The 18,820-nt window shown below is 40.5% G+C and carries 22 protein-coding genes; 6 read left to right on the top strand and 16 right to left on the bottom strand.

Annotated features, from left to right (window positions below; all coding sequences use genetic code 11):
* Nucleotides 1-11: 11 nt before the first annotated feature.
* From AC0VYC_RS08570 to spoVK, 3 genes are all read right to left on the bottom strand, one after another.
* A complete protein-coding gene (locus AC0VYC_RS08570; RefSeq protein ID WP_268431931.1) occupies nt 12-1,292 on the bottom strand; it encodes a methionine gamma-lyase family protein in 1,281 nt (426 codons plus the stop codon).
* Nucleotides 1,293-1,310: 18 nt separating this feature from the next.
* Nucleotides 1,311-2,573, bottom strand: coding sequence for a GTPase HflX (gene hflX, locus AC0VYC_RS08565; RefSeq protein WP_017359031.1), 1,263 nt, complete (start codon nt 2,571-2,573; stop codon nt 1,311-1,313).
* A gap of 120 nt (nt 2,574-2,693) precedes the next feature.
* Complete coding sequence (gene spoVK / locus AC0VYC_RS08560) at nt 2,694-3,653, bottom strand: stage V sporulation protein K (protein ID WP_008344008.1); 960 nt, start codon at nt 3,651-3,653, stop codon at nt 2,694-2,696.
* A 320-nt stretch (nt 3,654-3,973) separates the two neighbouring features.
* On the opposite strand from spoVK, the gene AC0VYC_RS08555 reads away from it, so the two are divergent.
* On the top strand, nt 3,974-4,732 hold the full coding sequence (locus AC0VYC_RS08555; RefSeq protein ID WP_008344009.1) for an N-acetylmuramoyl-L-alanine amidase: 759 nt from the start codon (nt 3,974-3,976) through the stop codon (nt 4,730-4,732).
* Nucleotides 4,733-4,787: 55 nt separating this feature from the next.
* Here the strand turns inward: AC0VYC_RS08555 and AC0VYC_RS08550 are convergent, their stop codons facing one another.
* From AC0VYC_RS08550 to AC0VYC_RS08510, 9 genes are all read right to left on the bottom strand, one after another.
* Nucleotides 4,788-5,405 (bottom strand): hypothetical protein, encoded by a 618-nt coding sequence (locus AC0VYC_RS08550; protein ID WP_475389911.1) that lies wholly within the window; start codon nt 5,403-5,405, stop codon nt 4,788-4,790.
* 84 nt (nt 5,406-5,489) lie between these two features.
* Nucleotides 5,490-6,470, bottom strand: a complete 981-nt coding sequence (nrdF, locus tag AC0VYC_RS08545) for a class 1b ribonucleoside-diphosphate reductase subunit beta (RefSeq protein ID WP_024720404.1) — start codon at nt 6,468-6,470, stop codon at nt 5,490-5,492.
* Nucleotides 6,471-6,487: 17 nt separating this feature from the next.
* Entirely contained in the window at nt 6,488-8,590 is a 2,103-nt protein-coding gene (gene nrdE, locus AC0VYC_RS08540) for a class 1b ribonucleoside-diphosphate reductase subunit alpha (RefSeq protein WP_343489377.1), read from the bottom strand.
* Entirely contained in the window at nt 8,550-8,942 is a 393-nt protein-coding gene (gene nrdI / locus AC0VYC_RS08535) for a class Ib ribonucleoside-diphosphate reductase assembly flavoprotein NrdI (protein WP_017359034.1), read from the bottom strand. The genes nrdE and nrdI overlap by 41 nt, the downstream gene beginning before the upstream one ends.
* A 265-nt stretch (nt 8,943-9,207) precedes the next feature.
* On the bottom strand, nt 9,208-9,420 hold the full coding sequence (locus AC0VYC_RS08530; protein ID WP_003212415.1) for a hypothetical protein: 213 nt from the start codon (nt 9,418-9,420) through the stop codon (nt 9,208-9,210).
* A 79-nt stretch (nt 9,421-9,499) separates the two neighbouring features.
* Nucleotides 9,500-9,832, bottom strand: a complete 333-nt coding sequence (locus AC0VYC_RS08525; protein WP_144665454.1) for a YmzC family protein — start codon at nt 9,830-9,832, stop codon at nt 9,500-9,502.
* A 161-nt stretch (nt 9,833-9,993) separates the two neighbouring features.
* Nucleotides 9,994-10,215, bottom strand: coding sequence for an RNA chaperone Hfq (hfq, locus tag AC0VYC_RS08520; protein ID WP_003211269.1), 222 nt, complete (start codon nt 10,213-10,215; stop codon nt 9,994-9,996).
* Between the two features lie 25 nt (nt 10,216-10,240).
* Nucleotides 10,241-11,191 carry a tRNA (adenosine(37)-N6)-dimethylallyltransferase MiaA gene (gene miaA, locus AC0VYC_RS08515; protein ID WP_056704774.1) on the bottom strand — a complete coding sequence of 317 codons (951 nt, stop codon included), beginning with the start codon at nt 11,189-11,191 and terminating at the stop codon, nt 10,241-10,243.
* A gap of 68 nt (nt 11,192-11,259) precedes the next feature.
* Nucleotides 11,260-11,661: a YmaF family protein gene (locus tag AC0VYC_RS08510; protein ID WP_046526675.1), complete on the bottom strand. Its 402-nt coding sequence runs from the start codon at nt 11,659-11,661 to the stop codon at nt 11,260-11,262.
* Between the two features lie 104 nt (nt 11,662-11,765).
* Here AC0VYC_RS08510 and AC0VYC_RS08505 point away from each other — a divergent pair, with 104 nt between their 5' ends.
* From AC0VYC_RS08505 to erbB, 4 genes are all read left to right on the top strand, one after another.
* Nucleotides 11,766-12,029 carry a spore coat protein gene (locus tag AC0VYC_RS08505; protein WP_475389906.1) on the top strand — a complete coding sequence of 88 codons (264 nt, stop codon included), beginning with the start codon at nt 11,766-11,768 and terminating at the stop codon, nt 12,027-12,029.
* Between the two features lie 112 nt (nt 12,030-12,141).
* Nucleotides 12,142-12,684 (top strand): TetR/AcrR family transcriptional regulator, encoded by a 543-nt coding sequence (locus AC0VYC_RS08500; RefSeq protein ID WP_041507251.1) that lies wholly within the window; start codon nt 12,142-12,144, stop codon nt 12,682-12,684.
* Between the two features lie 2 nt (nt 12,685-12,686).
* Nucleotides 12,687-13,004 (top strand): SMR family multidrug efflux transporter EbrA, encoded by a 318-nt coding sequence (gene erbA, locus AC0VYC_RS08495; protein WP_017367286.1) that lies wholly within the window; start codon nt 12,687-12,689, stop codon nt 13,002-13,004.
* Nucleotides 13,005-13,019: 15 nt separating this feature from the next.
* Nucleotides 13,020-13,388 carry an SMR family multidrug efflux transporter EbrB gene (erbB, locus tag AC0VYC_RS08490; protein WP_024720399.1) on the top strand — a complete coding sequence of 123 codons (369 nt, stop codon included), beginning with the start codon at nt 13,020-13,022 and terminating at the stop codon, nt 13,386-13,388.
* A gap of 45 nt (nt 13,389-13,433) precedes the next feature.
* On the opposite strand, the gene AC0VYC_RS08485 is transcribed toward erbB, so the two are convergent.
* Nucleotides 13,434-13,883 (bottom strand): OsmC family protein, encoded by a 450-nt coding sequence (locus AC0VYC_RS08485; protein WP_047945891.1) that lies wholly within the window; start codon nt 13,881-13,883, stop codon nt 13,434-13,436.
* A 76-nt stretch (nt 13,884-13,959) separates the two neighbouring features.
* Nucleotides 13,960-14,694: a poly-gamma-glutamate hydrolase family protein gene (locus AC0VYC_RS08480; protein ID WP_041507253.1), complete on the bottom strand. Its 735-nt coding sequence runs from the start codon at nt 14,692-14,694 to the stop codon at nt 13,960-13,962.
* A gap of 583 nt (nt 14,695-15,277) precedes the next feature.
* Here AC0VYC_RS08480 and AC0VYC_RS08475 point away from each other — a divergent pair.
* Entirely contained in the window at nt 15,278-16,603 is a 1,326-nt protein-coding gene (locus AC0VYC_RS08475; protein WP_056704767.1) for a S8 family peptidase, read from the top strand.
* 89 nt (nt 16,604-16,692) lie between these two features.
* Here AC0VYC_RS08475 and AC0VYC_RS08470 read toward each other — a convergent pair whose 3' ends face one another.
* Both AC0VYC_RS08470 and AC0VYC_RS08465 read right to left on the bottom strand, forming a co-directional pair.
* Nucleotides 16,693-17,841, bottom strand: coding sequence for a Rap family tetratricopeptide repeat protein (locus AC0VYC_RS08470; protein WP_056704766.1), 1,149 nt, complete (start codon nt 17,839-17,841; stop codon nt 16,693-16,695).
* Between the two features lie 165 nt (nt 17,842-18,006).
* The gene (locus AC0VYC_RS08465) at nt 18,007-18,756 is read right to left on the bottom strand and encodes a poly-gamma-glutamate hydrolase family protein (RefSeq protein ID WP_056704764.1); all 750 of its coding nucleotides are present in this window, start codon (nt 18,754-18,756) and stop codon (nt 18,007-18,009) included.
* Between the last annotated feature and the right edge of the window lie 64 nt (nt 18,757-18,820).

The following is an 18,820-nucleotide window of genomic DNA, read 5'->3' as shown; positions in this document are numbered from 1 at the left end:
CATGGATTTTTTTATCGAGCAGGCACTTCAATAAAACCTTGCTCTAATAAGGCATCTACAGCACTGCAAATGGCATTTTTCACATGGGCATACGTGAGACCACCCTGAACATAGGCTGTGTATGGCGGTCTAATCGGACCATCAGCTGATAATTCAATGCTGGCTCCTTGGACAAATGTGCCCGCTGCCATAATAACATCGTCCTCGTATCCCGGCATATAGCTTGCATGCGGTGTGACATGACTGTTAATCGGTGATGCATATTGAATCGCCTGACAAAATGCAATCATTTTTTTAGGGTCTCCAAATTCTACAGATTGAATCAAGTCGGTTCTTTTCGCATTCCACGCCGGGTTTGTTTGGAACCCGAGTTTTTCAAGAAAACGCGCTGTAAACACGGCGCCTTTTAAACTTTGTGCAACAACATGCGGTGCTAAGAAAAATCCTTGATACATTTCCTGAAGCGCATACAGCGATGCACCCGCTTCACTGCCGATGCCTGGAGATGTCATTCGATAAGAGCAAGCTTCTACCCATTTTTCTTTTCCGACGATGTAGCCGCCCGTTTTGGCAAGGCCACCGCCTGGGTTTTTAATGAGCGAACCTGCCATAAGGTCTGCACCCACATGACACGGCTCTTGTAATTCAGTAAATTCACCATAACAGTTGTCAACAAACACAATGATGTCCTCATTGATGTCTTTCACAAATGAAATCATTTGTTCAATTTCTTCTATTGTAAAGGATGGTCTTGACGCATAGCCTTTAGAACGCTGAATCCCGATGACTTTTGTTTTTGAGGAAATAGATTCTTTGACTTTGTCGAAATCGATAGATCCATCTTGACGCAAATCAATGGCTTTGTAATCGATCTGAAAATCTTTTAATGAGCCTGTCCCTTCTTTGCCGCGAATCCCGACAATCTCTTCTAGGGTATCGTAAGGTTTCCCCGTCATGTAGATCAATTCATCGCCAGGTCTTAGCACACCGAATAAGGCGATGGAAATGGCATGTGTTCCAGAAATGATCTGCGGGCGTACAAGACCGCTTTCCCCTCCAAATACATCCGCATAGATCTTTTCTAACGTGTCTCTTCCCATATCATCGTAGCCATAACCAGTTGTCGGGTTAAAATGAGAGTCGCTGACTTTATGTTTCCGGTAGCTTTCAAGAACCCGCCACTCATTTTGTTCGCTCTTTCGATCAATTTGCTGATGTATTTGTGAAATGTCTTGTTCTGCTTCTGCTGCTATTTTTTCTAAAATGGTGCCATGTTTTAAAGTGTGAAACATCGTGATTTAATTCCTTTCCTACAACATATACTTCTTGATTTGTCCTAATATGGTTTGCTCCTCACCACTAAATCCAGTGATGTCATAAAGCTCTGCTTCCTTTTGAAATTCCAGTGATTCCACCAAGGTTTCTGACTTTAAGGCAGATATGAGTTTCCCTTCATATGCCGGAATTCTTACATGATATGGCTTTAAAAAATCTTTTTTCAGTTCAGCCATGATATCCGCTTTTAACCGCTTCACATCTTCCTCGCGCCTAGCACTGATTAAAATGTGGCGCTGCTTTGAGGAAGGGATAAAATCCGGCCGGATTTGGTCTTTTTTGTTATAGACTGTCAGCATCGGAATACGGTCAGCTTCTAATTCTTCTAAAAGCTTATGAACCGTTCGTTCATGCCCTTCATAATCCTCATTCGAAGAATCGATCACATGAAGCAAATAGTCTGCTTCTTTTACTTCTTCAAGAGTGGAACGAAATGCTGCAATCAGTGTGGTTGGAAGGTCTTGAATAAAACCAACTGTATCGGAAATCAGTACACTGTAGCCAGATTCAAGTGTCATTTTACGCGTCATTGGGTCAAGTGTGGCAAACAGCAAATCTTCTTCATGGCTATCCGCTTCTGTTAACTGGTTAAACAATGTAGATTTCCCGGCATTTGTGTACCCGACAATAGCGATTTGGAATACGCCATTTTTCTTCCGTCGTTCCCGGTATCTCGTGCGATGTTCTTTGACTGCAGACAGTTGTCCGTGAATTTCGTGTATGCGGTTTCGAATATGACGTCTGTCTGTTTCAAGTTTTGTTTCACCTGGACCTCTTGCGCCAATTCCGCCGCCTTGTCTTGAAAGGCTGATCCCTTGTCCACTCAGTCTTGGCAAGGCATACTGAAGCTGGGCAAGCTCTATTTGCAGCTTCCCCTCTCTTGTACGGGCTCTTTTGGCAAAAATGTCTAGAATCAATTGCGTACGGTCAATGATTTTCACATCTAAGGCAGTCGCCAAAGCTTTTAACTGGCTAGGCGAAAGCTCGTCGTTAAAAATAATAACGTCACAGTCTAACTCGTCGCAAAGCACTTCAAGCTCTTCCACTTTCCCTTTCCCGATGTAAGTCGCGCTGTCCTGTCTATTTCTTTTTTGCGTCATGATGCTGACAGCTTCACCGCCAGCTGTTTTGGTTAAGGAAGCTAATTCTTCCATAGAATATTGAAAGCGTTCATCCGTTATATGCGGCAGTTGACAGCCGACAAGGATCGCTTTTTCGATCATTTCATGTTCATTCAACGTCAGTTGTTTCCTTTCTGTACTTAAGTTTCAGTAGTACCATCATACCAAACACATCACACGTATACCACCATTCGGAAGGTTTAATTTCTTGTCTCTTTACAAAAAGGATACGCCATTTCAAGAAGGCGTATCCTCTTTCATTTGCAGATCATGGCTTTTAATCGTAAGTAAATCTTTTTTATCATAATGATCCACAAGAAGCAGCCTCATCGCCTGAGTTCGAATCGCTTTTTCAATGGTGTTTCGCACAAAACGGCCGTTGCTGAATTTGGCAGGACTCGTTGTGCTCTTGATGTGCATTAAATAGTCTCGCAGTTTCCATTCTGCCTCTTGGGTAAAGACATATTCCCGATCTGCCATCATTCGTTTTGCAATATCCATCAGCTGATCGACCGTATAATCAGGGAAGTTGATATTGATCGGAAATCTCGATTGCAGACCAGGATTTAGAGAAAGAAAATGATCCATTTCCTTGGAGTATCCAGCTAAGATGAGGATGAATTCATGCTGCTTATCCTCCATATGTTTTACAAGGGTATCAATGGCTTCTTTCCCGAAATCCTTCTCTCCTCCGCGGGCAAGAGAATAGGCTTCATCGATGAACAAAATGCCGCCTAGTGATTTTTTAATCAAATCTCTTGTTTTTTGAGCTGTATGTCCAATGTACTCTCCAACCAGATCTCCTCGTTCTGCTTCAATTAAGTGCCCCTTTGAAAGAACATTCATTTCAAAGAAAAGCTTCCCGACAAGCCGTGCAACCGTTGTTTTCCCTGTGCCAGGATTTCCTTTAAACATCATATGAAGCGCTTGTTTTCCTACCTTTAATCCTTGTTCTTGTCTTTTTTGATTGACAAAAATCCAAGCATAAATTTCTTTTATGTTTCGTTTCATTTCATCCATCCCGACAAGGCTGTTCATTTCTCGTTCTATTTCTCGTAAGATGCTGTGTTTGGCCTCATTTTTTTGCAAGGCCTCTAGGTATTCTGCCTCTGAATCTGCATCAACCAATACTTGCTTCTGTCCATTAAGTATAATGTTGATTTGGCCGTTATTTTTATATGTGACAGCTCGCTCCAACGTATTCACCTCTCGCTCTTCTCTCTTTAATCTATTCGGGTGGAGCTGTAATCGTGACAATCGCCCGCACTAGCATCGGTTTACTGTCAAAATGACCCGAGATACTGGTTATTGTAGGGAATTGTGCGGTTTCCCAGGAAATGATGTGCTATTTCCATTGTATTCATCCATTTCGGGCGGACAAACCAACAATTTGTTTTTTCTTAGAAAAATGGCGCTTTTTCATCACAAATTGTGCAGAAAAGAGTCTCAATGATTTCCGCATTTTGTACAGGCAATTTTTCTATTTCCTCATAAAATAAAGACGAGGTGATGAATAGATGGTGAAAATTTTTATTGATCCTGGCCACGGAGGAACAGATTCTGGAGCTGCTGCTAATGGACTTTTGGAGAAAAATATCACACTGCAAATTGCGCTTTTTCTGAGAGATATGTTGATTAGTGAATATGATGGGGTTTCCGTCCGCTTAAGTCGTTCAATTGACCAATCCGTCACGTTATCCCAGCGTACGAATGCGGCAAACAGCTGGGGAGCTGACTATTTCGTGTCTATTCATATTAATGCTGGCGGAGGCACAGGTTTTGAAAGTTATGTGTACCCTGGCGTTTCAGCACCAACCACCACGTATCGCAATGCCCTTCATGATGAGATTGTCCGCTCCGTTGATTTTGCCGACCGCGGCAAGAAAACGGCGAACTTCCACGTTCTGCGGGAAACTTCTATGTCTGCCATTTTAACTGAAAACGGTTTCATTGATACGGTAGCTGATGCAAATAAGCTCCGTAACGCTACTTTCCTTCAAGGGATCGCTCGTGCTCATGCCACTGGATTAGAAAAAGCCCTTCAATTGAAAAAAAAAGCAAGTAACCTATATAAAGTGCAAGCAGGGGCTTTCAAGGTCAAAGCCAATGCGGATGAACTAGCAGCTACACTCAGATCCAAAGGATTTGAAGCGCTGGTCGTACTGGATAGCGGCATGTACCGAGTCCAAGCTGGCGCTTTCCGTTCAAAGCAAAATGCAGATGACCTCGTCGCCCGATTAAAGCAGGCCGGTCACGACGCATTCGTTTTTCAATAATCTAAAAAACAAACCGGCTCAAGTCATCTTTAGAGCCGGTTTGTTGTCTATCCAATTATGCTAAAATGTTCACGACAAATTGAGACCATGTTTCAAGACGATCGAAATACTCAGGCTTTTTCAAATCTGTTACTTTCATCCATTTGCCTGAGATTTGATCTGTTTCTTTTACTTCTACATAAGCACCCGGCGATAATTCAAGGGCTGATAACAGTCCGATGTGCACACGGCCGACACTGTTATCATCATCATTAATGAGTCCAAGGGTTTTCATCTCAAGTTTGTCTTCTTCTTGAATCGAAAGTTCCTCGTCCAGTTCACGATCGGTATTTTCTTTTAGAATCTCAGCAAATTTTTTTCCTTCAATGAAATTCATATGACCGCCAAAGCCAAGAGATAACTTATGATGTAAGCGAGTCTCTCCCCCGCCTTGAAGTCTTTCATATACATACACTTCGTCCTCACGCTTAATCACGACATAAGGTATCGGCTGTTTGAAGTCAGGATTTTCTTCTGCATCGCCTCTTCGCATCTGCTCGAAGTGTTCTTCGATTTCTTTCATAATGGTGCTGATTGTTTTCTCTTCACTATTCACACCATTAAACGCAAGTGTTTCGTTTTGGAACACGCGTGCGCGCGGTGCAACTAAAATCATTTCGTCCATTTTTCCCATGTTCGGTAACCTCCAGTATGTAACACATTGTTAGAAATGGCAAAAAGCCAAAACGAGTGATGCGTTTTGACTTTTGCGTTTTAATTATGATTCATCTCCAAAGAAGAAATCGTCATCTTTTAACGGCTCAACTGTTGCCTTTTTGTAGCCGTTCCCTTTCATTGAGAAGAAGTCATGTGACTTTGTTTTTGTATTGAGTCCGTTCAATACAATTGGGTTGATCTCTTCTTCTTCAAAGTAAGGGGCAAATCCAAGGTTCATTAACGCTTTATTGGCATTGTAACGAATGAACTTTTTCACATCATGCGATAAATTGACTTGGTCATAAATATCCTCAGTGTAATGAAGTTCATTTTCATAAAGCTCATTAAGCAGATCGATAGAGAAATCATAAAGCTCTTTTTGCACGTCAGGTGTTTGTTTGTTGTAAATTTCTTGTGCTAATAATCCAACATACACACCGTGAATCGCTTCATCGCGCAAAATCAAGTTAATGATTTCACCACTTTGCATGAGCTTTCCTTGACCGTAGAAATATAGCGGGTAGTAAAAGCCGCTATAGAATAGGAAGCTTTCTAAATACACTGAAGCAACCATTGCTTTAAATAAGGAAATTGGGTCATCCTTTTGAATGGAACGGTACAGACCTACAATCATATCTGCTTTCTTTTGCAAGAATTTATTTTTCTTGACCCATTCAAATACTTCACTAATCGTTTCAGTCGGTGCTAGCGTCATGAAGATATTTGAGTATGATTTTGCATGCACTGCATTTTCCATCATGGCCATAAAGTTTAACACGGCTTTACGCTGATGACCGTCCACATGTTCAGCCACTATCGGCATTCCTGTATTTCCTTGTTCTGTATCAAGTAACGTCAGTCCAGCCAGTACTTTCATGTACGTATCCTGCTCTTTTTCACCTAAATATTTCCATGTTAAGAGATCCCCGTTTAAGGAAATCTCCTCTGGAAGCCAGAATTGCTTGACGTTTTGGTTGTAAAACATTTGTGTAAAATCGTCTTCGTGTTTTGACCAGTTGGCTGCATCATAAATTTTTGTCACGTTAAACTCTCCTTTAATCAAACAACACAAGAAAGACAGCCTTCCTGCCCTGTATCCTTCGTTCTTGCATAATAAAGTGTCTTAATGCCTTTATGGTGTGCATAAAGATCGATGCGGTTTAAGTCACGCGTTGTCATCGTATCTTTTAGGAATAATGTAAAGCTGATTCCTTGATCGACGTGCTGCTGAATGGTTGCGATCATATCGACCACTTTAAACATGTCCATATCGTATGCTTCTTTATAGAAGAACCAGTTTTGTGCTGAAAGTCCTGGCATTGGATAATACGTTTTGCTGTTTCCGTATGTTCTTTCTTCGATACGTTCCATAATTGGCATCACAGACGCTGTTGCCGATTGAACATACGAAATAGAACCTGTTGGCGCAATACATAATCGATAGCTATGATACATGCCATTTTCCGCTACAAAATCTTTAAGTGCTGTCCAATCTTCTTTTGTTGGAATGTGCATCCCTTCAAATAGCGCAGCTGCTTTTTCTGTTTTTGGAGTGAAATCATTTTCTACGTATTTATTGAAGTACTCACCTGTTGCATAACCAGAGCCCTCATAACGGTGGAATGTTTCCCCTTTTTCTTTTGCAAGCTCACTTGAACGCTTAATGGAGTAATAGTTCACCATCATAAAGAACGTATTAGCGAAATCTCTTGCTTCTTCACTTTCATAAGCGATTTGGTTTTGAGCTAAATACCCGTGAAGGTTCATCGCACCAAGTCCAATTGACTTCATCGCTTTGTTCGCTTTTCTAACAGCTGGTGCATTGCGGATATCTGTTGTTTCAGACACAAGTGTAAGTGAGTCCGTTGCAAGCTTGACTGTTTTTTCAATGGATTTGTTTTTCATCACGTTCATGATATTTAAAGAACCAAGGTTACAAGAAATATCAAGTCCGATCTCATCATCTTGATCATAGTCCGTGTAAGAAGAGACTTCTGAAGCTTGAAGGACTTCTGAGCAAAGGTTTGAGAATTTCACACGTGAAATATGGTTCAGAGCGTGCTCTCTATTCACATTATCTTGGAACATGATATATGGGTAGCCTGATTCTGAGCGCAGAACAGCTAATTTTTCAAGAAGTTTTCTCGGATTGACTTTTTCTTTTTTGACTTTCGGGTTTTCTACAAGCTCGTCATACATTTCTTCCATATCCATCTCATCAAGATGCTGTCCATAAGCTTTATAAACTGTATGAGGATAGAATGTGTAAGCTGTTTTATCTTCTCTAGCAAGCTCGATAAATTTATCTGGGATGACGACACCGATCGAAAGTGTTTTCACACGAACATCTTCATCCGCAGAGATTTTTTTCGTATCTAAGAAATCATTAATATCTCTGTGGAAAATATTCAGGTAGGCACTGCCTGAACCTTGTCTTTGTCCCATTTGATCTGCATATCGGAATGCATTATCAAGAAGTTTCATGACGCCTACGACACCTTTGGTCGCATTTTCAACATCTTTGATTGCTTCACCTTTCGCACGAAGCTTTGAAAGGTTCAAGCTGACGCCGCCACCTAATTTAGACAGCTGCATGGAAATATCAATGGCTCTTGAGATATCGTTTAATGAGTCATTCACTTCAAGCAAGAAGCAGCTCACCAGCTCACCACGTCTTTTACGGCCTGCGTTTAAGAATGTTGGTGTACTTGGCTGATACTCTTGGTTGATCATCAGTTCCACAAACTCAAGTGCTTTCTTTTTGTCTCCGCCCGCAAAGAAAAGAGCCACAACTGAAATGCGGTCTTCATAGCGTTCAAGGATTTTCTTTTTGTCATTTGTTTTCAGTGCATAGTCATTGTAAAACTTAAACGCACTCATAAATGATGGGAATCTAAATTTCTTGGCATATGCAGCTTCAAATACTTCTTTAATATCTGACATGCTGTATTGTCTTAAAAATTCTTCCTCATAGTAGTCGTTTTCTATTAAGTAATCAATCTTCTCTTCTAGATTATGAAAGAAGACCGTGTTTTGATTAATATAATCTACGAAATAACTATGTACAGCTTCTTTGTCCTTGTCGAACTGAAACTTTCCTTCTTTTTGAATCATAATCTCGTTATTTAATTGTATCCACTTTGGAACCTGATTTTGTGACAATTCTTTCTACCTCCTGTGTAAACAATTCAACATCCCTTTTTGTTCCGCTTAGTTCAAAGGTGTGCAAAATAGGAACTTGATATTGTTTAGAAATCGTATCGGCGCTTTTGGCAAAGTTATCTCCCCACACTTTGTTCCCACTCACCGCTACACCTAGTAAAAGGTGCGCATTTTTCTCTAAAAATGACTGAGTGGTACCAGGGACTTGTCCAAATCCTGTCGTAAAGGTGACGAGAATAAACGGCGTATCCAAAAACTCTTCTCCAGTCAATTTTCGTTTGTCTGTAAAAGGGGTCTTGTCCAAAAAGCGTTGAACATTTCCTGTTTTTGAATCAAATACGATTTGAATCAATTCCATCACGACCTAGTTTTTAGTATTGTTGATCATTCCGTTATTCACTATATATAGTATACTATGTTTTTTCAAAACACAACATATAGATACTCGAAACGAAAAAAATCAACCAACCCGGCCGAACATTCATAGCCGAACTCGTACGTTCAAATAAATAGAGCAGAGCAGGTTCTAAAAATAGACTGCCCTACTCCCTATTCAACTGAAACCGAAATCTATCATAACACGAAAAAAAATCGCTTAGTAGACTAGACTTTTTGTTTTATTTTTTGTAGGCATCGCACTGTAAATCTTCTGACACTTCTGTTATTTCCACTTCAACACCTAATTCTTTGAGCACCGCTTCAAGCGCAGAGACGATCGAGGCTTCTCTTACTAACTCTTTCCCGTTTACAGAAACGCTTGTTCCATATTCGAAACAGGAGTCATCTTCACAAGTTTGTTCCCAATGATTAATTTTAATTTTGTGTGTCATGAACTCATCCTTTTCTGTCTAGATGTCTGATGCATGTTTATAGTGTAGCGACTTCACATTCATTTGTAAATTTACGTGCTTACTCTTCATCAAAGTCTTCACTATCACCATCATCTTCATCCCATTCATCTATGTACTTTGTCGTAATGAGCGTCAGCTCTCCTTCTTTTTCATCAAACCGGTATACATGTACTTCATCATCTTTCACAACAGCAATGTGATTATTTTTTAGCGCAACAGATGATGGTAAAAGACCATCAACATGGCTCCCATCATGCTCATTAGAATGGTTATGCCAACTTTCTTGTCTCGTTTCGATGTTCGAGATGGCGCATGATCCAAATAAGACAACGATTCCAATCAAAAGAAGGATCACTCGAATCCTTCTCAATTCAAGCTCTGCATTTTCCATATAAATCCCCTCACCTTTTAAATGTCCAATAAGGATTTATACGCAACTTGGACAGAAAAGTTTCATGGCATACAAAATAGCCCCTCTGCACTGACAAAAAACGTAGCGGGTTTCGGCCGGTTTATTCGCAGCTGCATGGGGCTATTGGTGAAAACGGGTGTTTATTCTAATTCAAGATTTACATTTTTTTGAGGTGCAAATGTTGAAATCGCATGTTTATAAATAAGCTGCTGCTTCCCTTCTGTCTCAAGCAGCACCGTGAAATTGTCAAATCCCTTTACTTGACCGCGAAGCTGAAAGCCATTCAGTAAAAATACTGTGACAAATGTATTGTCTTTGCGGATCTGATTCAAAAATTGGTCCTGAATATTAATCGGTTTCATGTTTCGTCCTCCTTGATTCTGATAACTACAGTTTCGCTTTAAGTCCAAGCTTTCCTGCTATATATGCGAAAATTTCCTCTTTTTTGTCCGAAAAGTGGCAAGGTGGTGTCATATCAAACCAGGTGACATCCATTTTATTACGGAACCACGTAAACTGACGCTTCGCATATCTGCGGGAATTTTGTTTTAATTGCTGGATGGCTTCATCCAGTGAGCAATCGCCTTGAAAATAGGCATACAACTCTTTATAACCAATCGCTTGAACAGACTGACAATCTTTCAAACCAGATTGATAAAGTGCGCTCACTTCTTCAATTAAGCCTTCATCTAACATCATATCAATTCTTTGATGAATGCGCTCGTACAAAAGCTCTCGGTCCATTTTCAGCCCAATGAAGGCAGTGTCATAAAGAGGAACTTCTTGATGCCCGTTTTGCATATCAGACATTTTCTGACCTGTTGTATGGATGATTTCAAGCGCTCTGATCACGCGGCGGACGTTATTCGGATGAATCGCTTTTGCAGCGTCAGGATCGGCTTCTTTTAGCTTTTCATACAGCTTGATCGGTCCATGCTGCTGCTTAAACAGCGTCATCTCTTCTCTAAAAGCAGGATCACTTTTCTCATCAGTAAACGTGTAATCATATAAAACAGACTGAATATATAGCCCAGTTCCACCAACAATCATGGGCGTTTTCCCTCTCGCAGCAATCTCTTTGATTTTTAAGCGGACAAGCTGCTGAAATTCAGCTGTAGAAAACGATTCATCCGGTTGTTTAATATCGATTAAATGGTGCGGTACGCCATTCATTTCTTCAGGGGTGATTTTCGCTGTGCCAATATTCATCCCTTTATAGATCTGCATGGAATCCCCGCTGATAATTTCTCCATTAAATGCTTTCGCTATATCAATGCTCAGCTTTGTTTTTCCGACAGCCGTCGGACCTACTAATACAATCACTGGTTGTTTTTTCATAACATCACTCTCTTTTACAAACTGCCTACAGTATAGCATAACTTCTCTTTCTCTCCTATATCCTCCCGTCACCAGCCAAGTGGTTCATTCCCGACCACTTCATATGTCTTTCCTTTTAAACGGTGCTTATGCGTTGGCCTTTCTTCATCTGGACTGTAAACGACTCCCCCGTATGGAATCGGGACAGAGTCGGTATAGGCAGAAAACGTGACTTCCTCAATTTCATGGTAGTGCGTCCCGTCCACTCTTGGGATAGCAGGTCCAGTGACGCCATAATATCTATGGAAATGCCCTCTTTCAAATGATGTGATCCCCCGGTAATAATGAGTATGACTGTCGGTACTGCTTCCATTCACAGGCTGAGAAATACCTTCTATTAAATGATAATGTTCTTCTGTTACATCCGTTCGCGCTTTATAAGCATGTGCATGAGGTGGGCATTTAGCCCAATCAGACGGATACAGGCCCATTTTTTACATTCCTCCTTATTTTAGGCATTCACCCAAACACAAGTGGGCCACTCGAATACACTGATGTCAGTTACAGTGATTTTATGTGAAAGGAGTCTTTTTTTATGAATTATTTTGACGCACCGTTTGTTCAAGATGAGATGAGAAGACCTTTTGGATTTGGACGCCCTGGATTTGGTTTTGGAAGACCTGGGTTTGGGTTTGGGCGCCCTAGTTTTGGCTATGGGAGACCTGGATTTTTTGGACCGCCATTTTTAGGTGGTTTTGCTGGAGGGCTTTTAGCTGGGTCGCTTCTTGCTCCAGGATATGGCTATGGTTATCCTTATCCACCGCCATACCCGCCATATGGACCATACCCTTATTATTAAATATGACGATTTAGTGAAAACATCCTCTTATAAAATGAATCGATTGACACATTTGTTTTTCATAGGTTAACATTTACTTTACCGACCGTTCAGTAAAGTAGGTGTTTTTTTTATGTCTAAAACGAAAAAAGAACAAATTTTTGAGGCAGCAGCTCACACCATTCTAAAAGAAGGATTGAGTCAGCTCACCCTTCAGCAGGTGGCAGAACATGCAAATATGACCAAAGCCGGGCTACTGTATCATTTTTCGAGCAAGGAAGACCTGATCCAGCAAATGAATGAGCATGCGGTTGCCTCTTTTCGTCAGCAGCTTGACACGTATCAGGAAACATACAAAAACGAAAAGGCACCTTATGTACGTGCCTATATATTGGCCACATTAAATGACCTTGATAGACAAAACACCACACAGCTATGTACAAGCATGCTGGCTACCATGTCATTTGATGAAGCATTATTAAATCCTTGGCGTCATTTTTATGCGGAATTTAAAGAAAAAGCAACCGAGGAAATCAATGACCCTGCACTTAGCCAACTGATCCGTCTTGCCTGTGATGGTATATGGTTTTCAGAAATGTTTCAGCTTGAACCATTGAATCGAGAGGAAAAAACCCTTTTACTTCATCGGATTTTACACATTTTAGAGGAGGGATGATGATGATCCTCGGATATCTTTTTTTGGCTATCGCCATTTTTTCAGAAGCAATCGGGGCAGCGATGCTGAAACTATCAAATGGTTTCACACGCTTTAAACCTAGCGCTGTCGTTGTCGCTGGCTACACACTTGCTTTTTACATGTTGTCATTGACCCTTAATATCATTCCACTTAGCATGTCTTACGCCACTTGGTCTGGGGTCGGTACCGTCCTCACGGCTTTTTTTGGCGTGCTCTTTTTCAAAGAAACCTTGAACCGTCAAGCACTTATTGGAATGGCAATGCTTGTTTCAGGGGTCGTACTATTAAATATGTCTTAAAGGATGTGAAGTGATATGAAAGGAATGCTTTATTTAACAGGAGCCATTTTGACAGAGGTTTTTGGCAGTACGATGCTGAAGCTTTCGCAAGGTTTTACACAGGTGCTGCCGAGTATGGGGGTGATGATCGGATTTGGATGCGCCTTTACCTTTCTCAGTTTGGCACTCAAAACAATTGATCTGTCATCTGCATATGCCACTTGGTCTGGTGTCGGTACAGCACTTACTGCTCTTGTGGGCCTCGTGCTATTTAACGAAACCATTCATATGAAAGGATTCATTGGTCTTGCACTTGTCATATGCGGCGTCATTGTCTTAAATCAATCCAAAAAACAAAAGGAAGAAAAGAAAGAACCATTCGATCAAACCGAATGGACGTCATAAAAAAGTCATTTTCTCCATTAATCAAGAGAAAATGACTTTTTTGTCTTAATGACCAGCTTTGATGGTTTCTTCTAAGGAAATATGGACATTCCCTTGCACAGCTCTAGAGATCATACATGAGCTTTCAGCTTTATGTGCAAGCTTACGAGCTCGTTCTATGTCCTGTGCTGTAGCCGACTCTTTGAGAATGATGACAGGACGGTGAATGATTTTCTCATATGTAAACACACCGTTTGTCACATCGACAACTGCCTCAGAGCTCATCGATAAATCCTCTTTCTCTAATTGACTCCGCTCCATCATGGCTGCAAGTGTAATGATATAACATGTGGCCGCTGCACCTAGGAGCATCTCATCTGGATTTGTTCCAATACCCGGTCCATCCATTTCTTTTGGAATGGAAATCTCCGTCTTTAACTGTTCACATTCGATTGTCCCCACATCGTTACGCAGACCAGGCCAGCTTGCCTGAAGATGAAAATGATGACGCGCCATATCTGTCTCTCCTTTTGTTATCACTTTTTATAGTGTAACAAGAATTCATCTTGCTGTCTTAAGATGTGCACCATCCTTACGTATATTCTTCATCCAGCACCGTTCGAATCGCCCTGACATACCGGTAGAACGTCTCGTTTTTTGTACTCGACCGCTGCCGAAAATCGAAACTGTCAAATAACGCTTCCCGTTGACTTCTACTAATCTCAAGCTGTACACTTTGCCCTGTTTTTGTAAGATTATTAATATTATGATTGCTCGTTCCGCTTAGGGTTGCGTGTGCAACTGCAAGTTCAGCAGAAAAACCGTTGCGCTCTAATGAGTTCACAATTTTCTCAGCACGGTTATAGTCTGTTCCGCCAACAAGGGTGTGATCAATTCCCGGCTCCCCTTTATAACCATGAACAGCTAATACATAATCATGTGCTTTTGCCTGTGCGACTCCGATTGGTTCATCGAAGTTTGTACTTGTAATATGAAGTTCTGATGCATTTTCTCTCAAACCTTCAAATAAGTACGTAGAAAAATCGTTATCAAAAAAATGGACAATCTCACTAACGCCGCCTTCGATTCTCCCGCCATGAGGCGACATCACTAGAAGACGGCTGCCGGGCACTGGATTGGATGTAATTTGATAATGATCTGTTGATTCATTCTCTTCCAGTTCTTTAAAATTGCGATACATATCATTTGAACCGCTTTCGTCTTCTCCACCTGATGACACTGGCTCATCATGTTCCTGTGCTTGCATGGTATAATAGACGCCCCATCCGATGACAAGCAGGAGAAGCAAAGCAAAAAACTTCTTCATTCCCGTTCTCCTTTAACAGATTTCTAAGCCGTTTCTATGATTAATATTGAATCATCATTTCTTTTCATTTTTTCCACATTTTCTCTTCAAATTTGATCATAACACTCTAGATCATGAGATTCCTCAAAAATAAGATAATTGCATTTATATACACAGAAACGCCTCTCCTGATTGAAAACAGAGTTAGAATAGTATGACAAACAAATGAAGTTATGTTTAAAATGACCTAGTCCTACCCAGTCTGTTTTCTTTAATTCGTCTTTTTTTTATGCGAATTTGATTTTTTTCATCTGGAATGAATCACATTTGTATGAGCATTGACCCTGTCTAGAACCCCCTTTTTTCTGCAGAATCCTCTGTTTTACTGGTTCTCTAAGAAGAACTCTCCCACCTATCATCGGCAGTTTTGATATGATTTCCACCTTTTTCTATTATTTTACAAAATGTAAGCGCTTTTCTTTTTAAAGGGAATGAGTCAGCCGCCAATATGAACAAAAGAAGGGACAAGAATCCGAACAAAGATGCTGTCATGTTCATAACGTAAGAGTGTACGAGAATGGATAGCTAGAATGGAGGGCATCACATGTTTGGATTTTCCATGGTACAAATGGTCAGAACACATGCTAGTAAATTGGATCAGCCTTTAAGAGAGACCGTCCTTCACCTCTATAAGCCTTTTAAGTGGACGCCTTGTTTTCTTCATCGTTTTTTTGAAGGAAGGTTAAAGAAGAGCAAGAAGCTTCGGGTCATCATTGAATTTAAAGAAGATGCAGTTGAAGCAGGTATTCAAAGCACAAAGCAGCTAATGAAAAAAAGCAGAAAAACAAACATCAAAAAACATTTTTCACATATTAATTGCTGCGCAGCTGATCTTACCCCTGCTGCTTTAGAGGAACTCTTAGCGAATGGGGAGCATATTCGCAAAATATATTTAGACAGACAGGTACATGCACTGCTGGATGTGGCGACACAATCAAGTCATGCGGATGAAGTCGTCCGAAATGGCACAACCTTAACCGGTGAAGGCATTACGGTTGCGGTCGTTGACACAGGCGTATACCCACATGAGGACTTAGATGGAAGAATTCGCGACTTTGTAGATTTAGTCAAACAAAAAACGAAACCTTATGATGATAACGGTCATGGAACGCATTGCGCTGGGGATGTGGCTGGAGACGGAGCTGCCTCAGACGGTTTATACAAAGGACCCGCTCCAAAAGCCAATATCATTGGGGTAAAAGTGTTAAATAAACAAGGCGCTGGATCACTTTCTACTATTATAGAAGGTGTTGAGTGGTGCATACAGTTCAACGAAGACCATCCTGATGACCCAATTCACATCATCAGTATGTCACTAGGCGGCGATGCACAGCGTTATGATGACGAACAAGACGATCCGATGGTGCGCGCTGTCAATGCAGCTTGGGATCAAGGGATTGTTGTATGCGTTGCTGCTGGGAACTCTGGTCCTAACAGTCAAACGATCGCAAGCCCTGCCGTGAGTCAAAAAGTCATTACGGTCGGAGCCTATGATGATCGAAATACGCCAGAATCAAGTGACGATGTCGTGGCACCATTTTCGAGCAGAGGTCCAACGGTCTACGGTGAAACAAAGCCTGACCTCCTCGCACCAGGAGTCAATATCGTCTCTCTTAGATCACCAAGATCATTCCTAGATAAACTAGATAAATCAAGTAGAGTCGATGATGATTATACGACGTTATCTGGCACTTCGATGGCGACACCCATTTGTGCCGGTATCTGCGCACTATTATTAGAGCATTCACCAGATTTAACACCTGATGAAGTCAAAGCCTTATTAAAAGAAAATACAAGCAAGTGGTCTGGAGAGGACCCAATGATTTACGGAGCAGGTGCCATCGACGCAGAAAAAGCAATCCAAGAATAAATAAAAAAGCCCTTTACGTTTTTCGTAAAGGGTGTTGTTTTGTCTGTTTTTATGTGTGAAGTCTTTCTTCTACTTGAGCAGCTGACATGTTATGCTTCGTTCTCATACATCTCATCTCCTTTTTGAATATGCGTACGCGCTTCGATCACAATTTCAAAAAAAGTGGAAGATTCCTTGTACATGTCGCGTTCCTTATAATAATTAGCCGCATCAAGTGCCAATTCCTCTAAATCAGCAAACATTTTTTTGTTTCGTAGTCCCAAAAGGGCTGATCTCAATTGTTCAGAGCTGTCTGTTTCTATATAGAGTGCCTGTAAAAATTGGAATTTCAATTGATAAATTTCATCTCCCAATATAGAGGCCTGATTCATGCCTTCCTTTATAGCCTCACTCGCTCGCTCCATATCTTCGAGTTTAAAACAAGTAAGAGCCAGTGAAAACAATGATTTGATCATCGTTGCAGCTTGATCTTTTTGATAAAGTGAAATGGCTTGTTCAAAGAAGACAGTCGCTGTATGATAGGTTCCCATACTATAATGACAAGTTCCTAAGTTATTGAGGGCCATCGCCTTAAAATAAGATGTGCATTCTTTTCTTTCCATTGCTTCACACACTTTTAAAGCTTTTTCTAAATACGGGAGCGCTTTTTGATGCTGATTTACATCAATCCAATTACCTGCCATCACAAAATCGCATTGAATGCTTCTTTTTCCATAAAGCTGATGTTTCTTATAGATGTCTCTCGCTTTTTTCGCATAATGCATAGAAAAATAGGTTTGTTTCATATGATAGTATACTTCAGCAATTTTATAATAAAATTCCGCTTTTTCGATCTCATCTGTCACTAAGATCAGCTGATGTTCCGCATGCTTATAATAAGAAATGGCTTCGATATACCGGTGCTGGGTAAATGCATACATTCCATGGAAAAAATGAAAGTAATAGCCCAATAAACCCGTCATCTCATCTTCTGCCTCTTCAATTTCTTTTGGAAAAGAAACCGCTTGAAGCGATTCATTCCCTGCATGGACTGGCGTTAAGTGCTGAAGCATCATTTGATGGCGAAAATCCATGAGAGAATAATAGAGTAATAAATCTTGATCTTCTTCCATCTCATGAATGTCTTCTTCAACAAGGCGCTTCATATCGTTTGCCTGATCAACTTCAAATTTGCAAATATGTGTGTACCATTGATTGATTTTTACACCTACTTCGGAAGATGGTATTTTGTGTGCCATCCACTTCAGCCCCATTCTATCATATCAAACTGATAACTATTATTTTACATAATTTATGATTTTAAGGCAAATTGTCATTTATTTCATATTTTATGTTGATTTTGCACATTTCTATCTTTTTTACCAAGTTTAAAGAGAGTACTTTTGCCCATCAAAACCTTTTTTCTACGAAGAAGGGTCGAATTCTCTAAGCACTTCTTTTAAACCACTGACATAGCGACTAAATGCTTTTTTCTTTCCTTTTCTCGTATCAAAGTTGTCAAAAAAGGCTTTTCTCTGCGCCGTACTAATTTCTAACTGGACACTTTCTCCACTTGCATTTTGATTATTAATGTTGTTTGGATCCGTTCCAGAGAGGCGCTCGCCTTTTTGCACGAGCTCTGCGGAGAAGCCCCGGTCTTTTAGTTCTCGCACAACCGCTTCTTGCATTTTTTCGTTTGTCCCGCCCACAAGTGTATGTCTTCTATCACTTTTATAGCCGTGAATGGATATAGAAAAGGGATATGTTTTAATCATTTGAACCAAAATCGGTTCATCGAATTTTGTACTAGTGATATGCAAGTCACGATTGTTGTCTTGTTTTGTCCCTTCAAATAAATACGTAGAGTACTTCTTTTCAAATGCTTCTACAATTTCACTTGTTCCTGGTTCAATTTCGCCGCCATGAGGAGAAAAGACAAGTAAGTCACTTCCCCCTTTTTCATGAAACTCTATCTCATATCCGTCTCTTTCATGCCGTATAAGCTGTTTAAAACTTTCATATTGATCCCCTTTTTTTCGCTCTTTCTTATACTTTTCTACTTCTTCATGATGTTGTTTTTGCTCTTTATTTTCTTGGATAGAATGGCTGCATTTCACCATTAAAAGAGCACACAGGATGAGAAAGATGAATCCACATATGAGTAGTCTTTTCATTTCACCGCTCCTTTTCATTCTCTTCGATGTCATCTTATCGCATTATTTTACTATCAATCGCTAA

The organism is Bacillus sp. iso_77 (assembly GCF_056173625.1).
The sequence above is the reverse complement of the archived record's forward strand: the minus strand, read 5'-3'. Positions and strand labels throughout refer to the sequence as shown.

Excerpts from the sequence above, each read along its gene's own strand:
- AC0VYC_RS08570 (WP_268431931.1), bottom strand. The coding sequence starts at position 1,292 with ATGTTTCACACTTTAAAACATGGCACCATTTTAGAAAAAATAGCAGCA.
- AC0VYC_RS08555 (WP_008344009.1), top strand. The coding sequence starts at position 3,974 with ATGGTGAAAATTTTTATTGATCCTGGCCACGGAGGAACAGATTCTGGA.
- AC0VYC_RS08550 (WP_475389911.1), bottom strand. The coding sequence starts at position 5,405 with ATGGGAAAAATGGACGAAATGATTTTAGTTGCACCGCGCGCACGCGTG.
- AC0VYC_RS08530 (WP_003212415.1), bottom strand. The coding sequence starts at position 9,420 with ATGACACACAAAATTAAAATTAATCATTGGGAACAAACTTGTGAAGAT.
- AC0VYC_RS08525 (WP_144665454.1), bottom strand. The coding sequence starts at position 9,832 with ATGGAAAATGCAGAGCTTGAATTGAGAAGGATTCGAGTGATCCTTCTT.
- hfq (WP_003211269.1), bottom strand. The coding sequence starts at position 10,215 with ATGAAACCGATTAATATTCAGGACCAATTTTTGAATCAGATCCGCAAA.
- miaA (WP_056704774.1), bottom strand. The coding sequence starts at position 11,191 with ATGAAAAAACAACCAGTGATTGTATTAGTAGGTCCGACGGCTGTCGGA.
- AC0VYC_RS08510 (WP_046526675.1), bottom strand. The coding sequence starts at position 11,661 with ATGGGCCTGTATCCGTCTGATTGGGCTAAATGCCCACCTCATGCACAT.
- AC0VYC_RS08505 (WP_475389906.1), top strand. The coding sequence starts at position 11,766 with ATGAATTATTTTGACGCACCGTTTGTTCAAGATGAGATGAGAAGACCT.
- AC0VYC_RS08500 (WP_041507251.1), top strand. The coding sequence starts at position 12,142 with ATGTCTAAAACGAAAAAAGAACAAATTTTTGAGGCAGCAGCTCACACC.
- erbA (WP_017367286.1), top strand. The coding sequence starts at position 12,687 with ATGATCCTCGGATATCTTTTTTTGGCTATCGCCATTTTTTCAGAAGCA.
- erbB (WP_024720399.1), top strand. The coding sequence starts at position 13,020 with ATGAAAGGAATGCTTTATTTAACAGGAGCCATTTTGACAGAGGTTTTT.
- AC0VYC_RS08485 (WP_047945891.1), bottom strand. The coding sequence starts at position 13,883 with ATGGCGCGTCATCATTTTCATCTTCAGGCAAGCTGGCCTGGTCTGCGT.
- AC0VYC_RS08480 (WP_041507253.1), bottom strand. The coding sequence starts at position 14,694 with ATGAAGAAGTTTTTTGCTTTGCTTCTCCTGCTTGTCATCGGATGGGGC.
- AC0VYC_RS08475 (WP_056704767.1), top strand. The coding sequence starts at position 15,278 with ATGTTTGGATTTTCCATGGTACAAATGGTCAGAACACATGCTAGTAAA.
- AC0VYC_RS08470 (WP_056704766.1), bottom strand. The coding sequence starts at position 17,841 with ATGGCACACAAAATACCATCTTCCGAAGTAGGTGTAAAAATCAATCAA.
- AC0VYC_RS08465 (WP_056704764.1), bottom strand. The coding sequence starts at position 18,756 with ATGAAAAGACTACTCATATGTGGATTCATCTTTCTCATCCTGTGTGCT.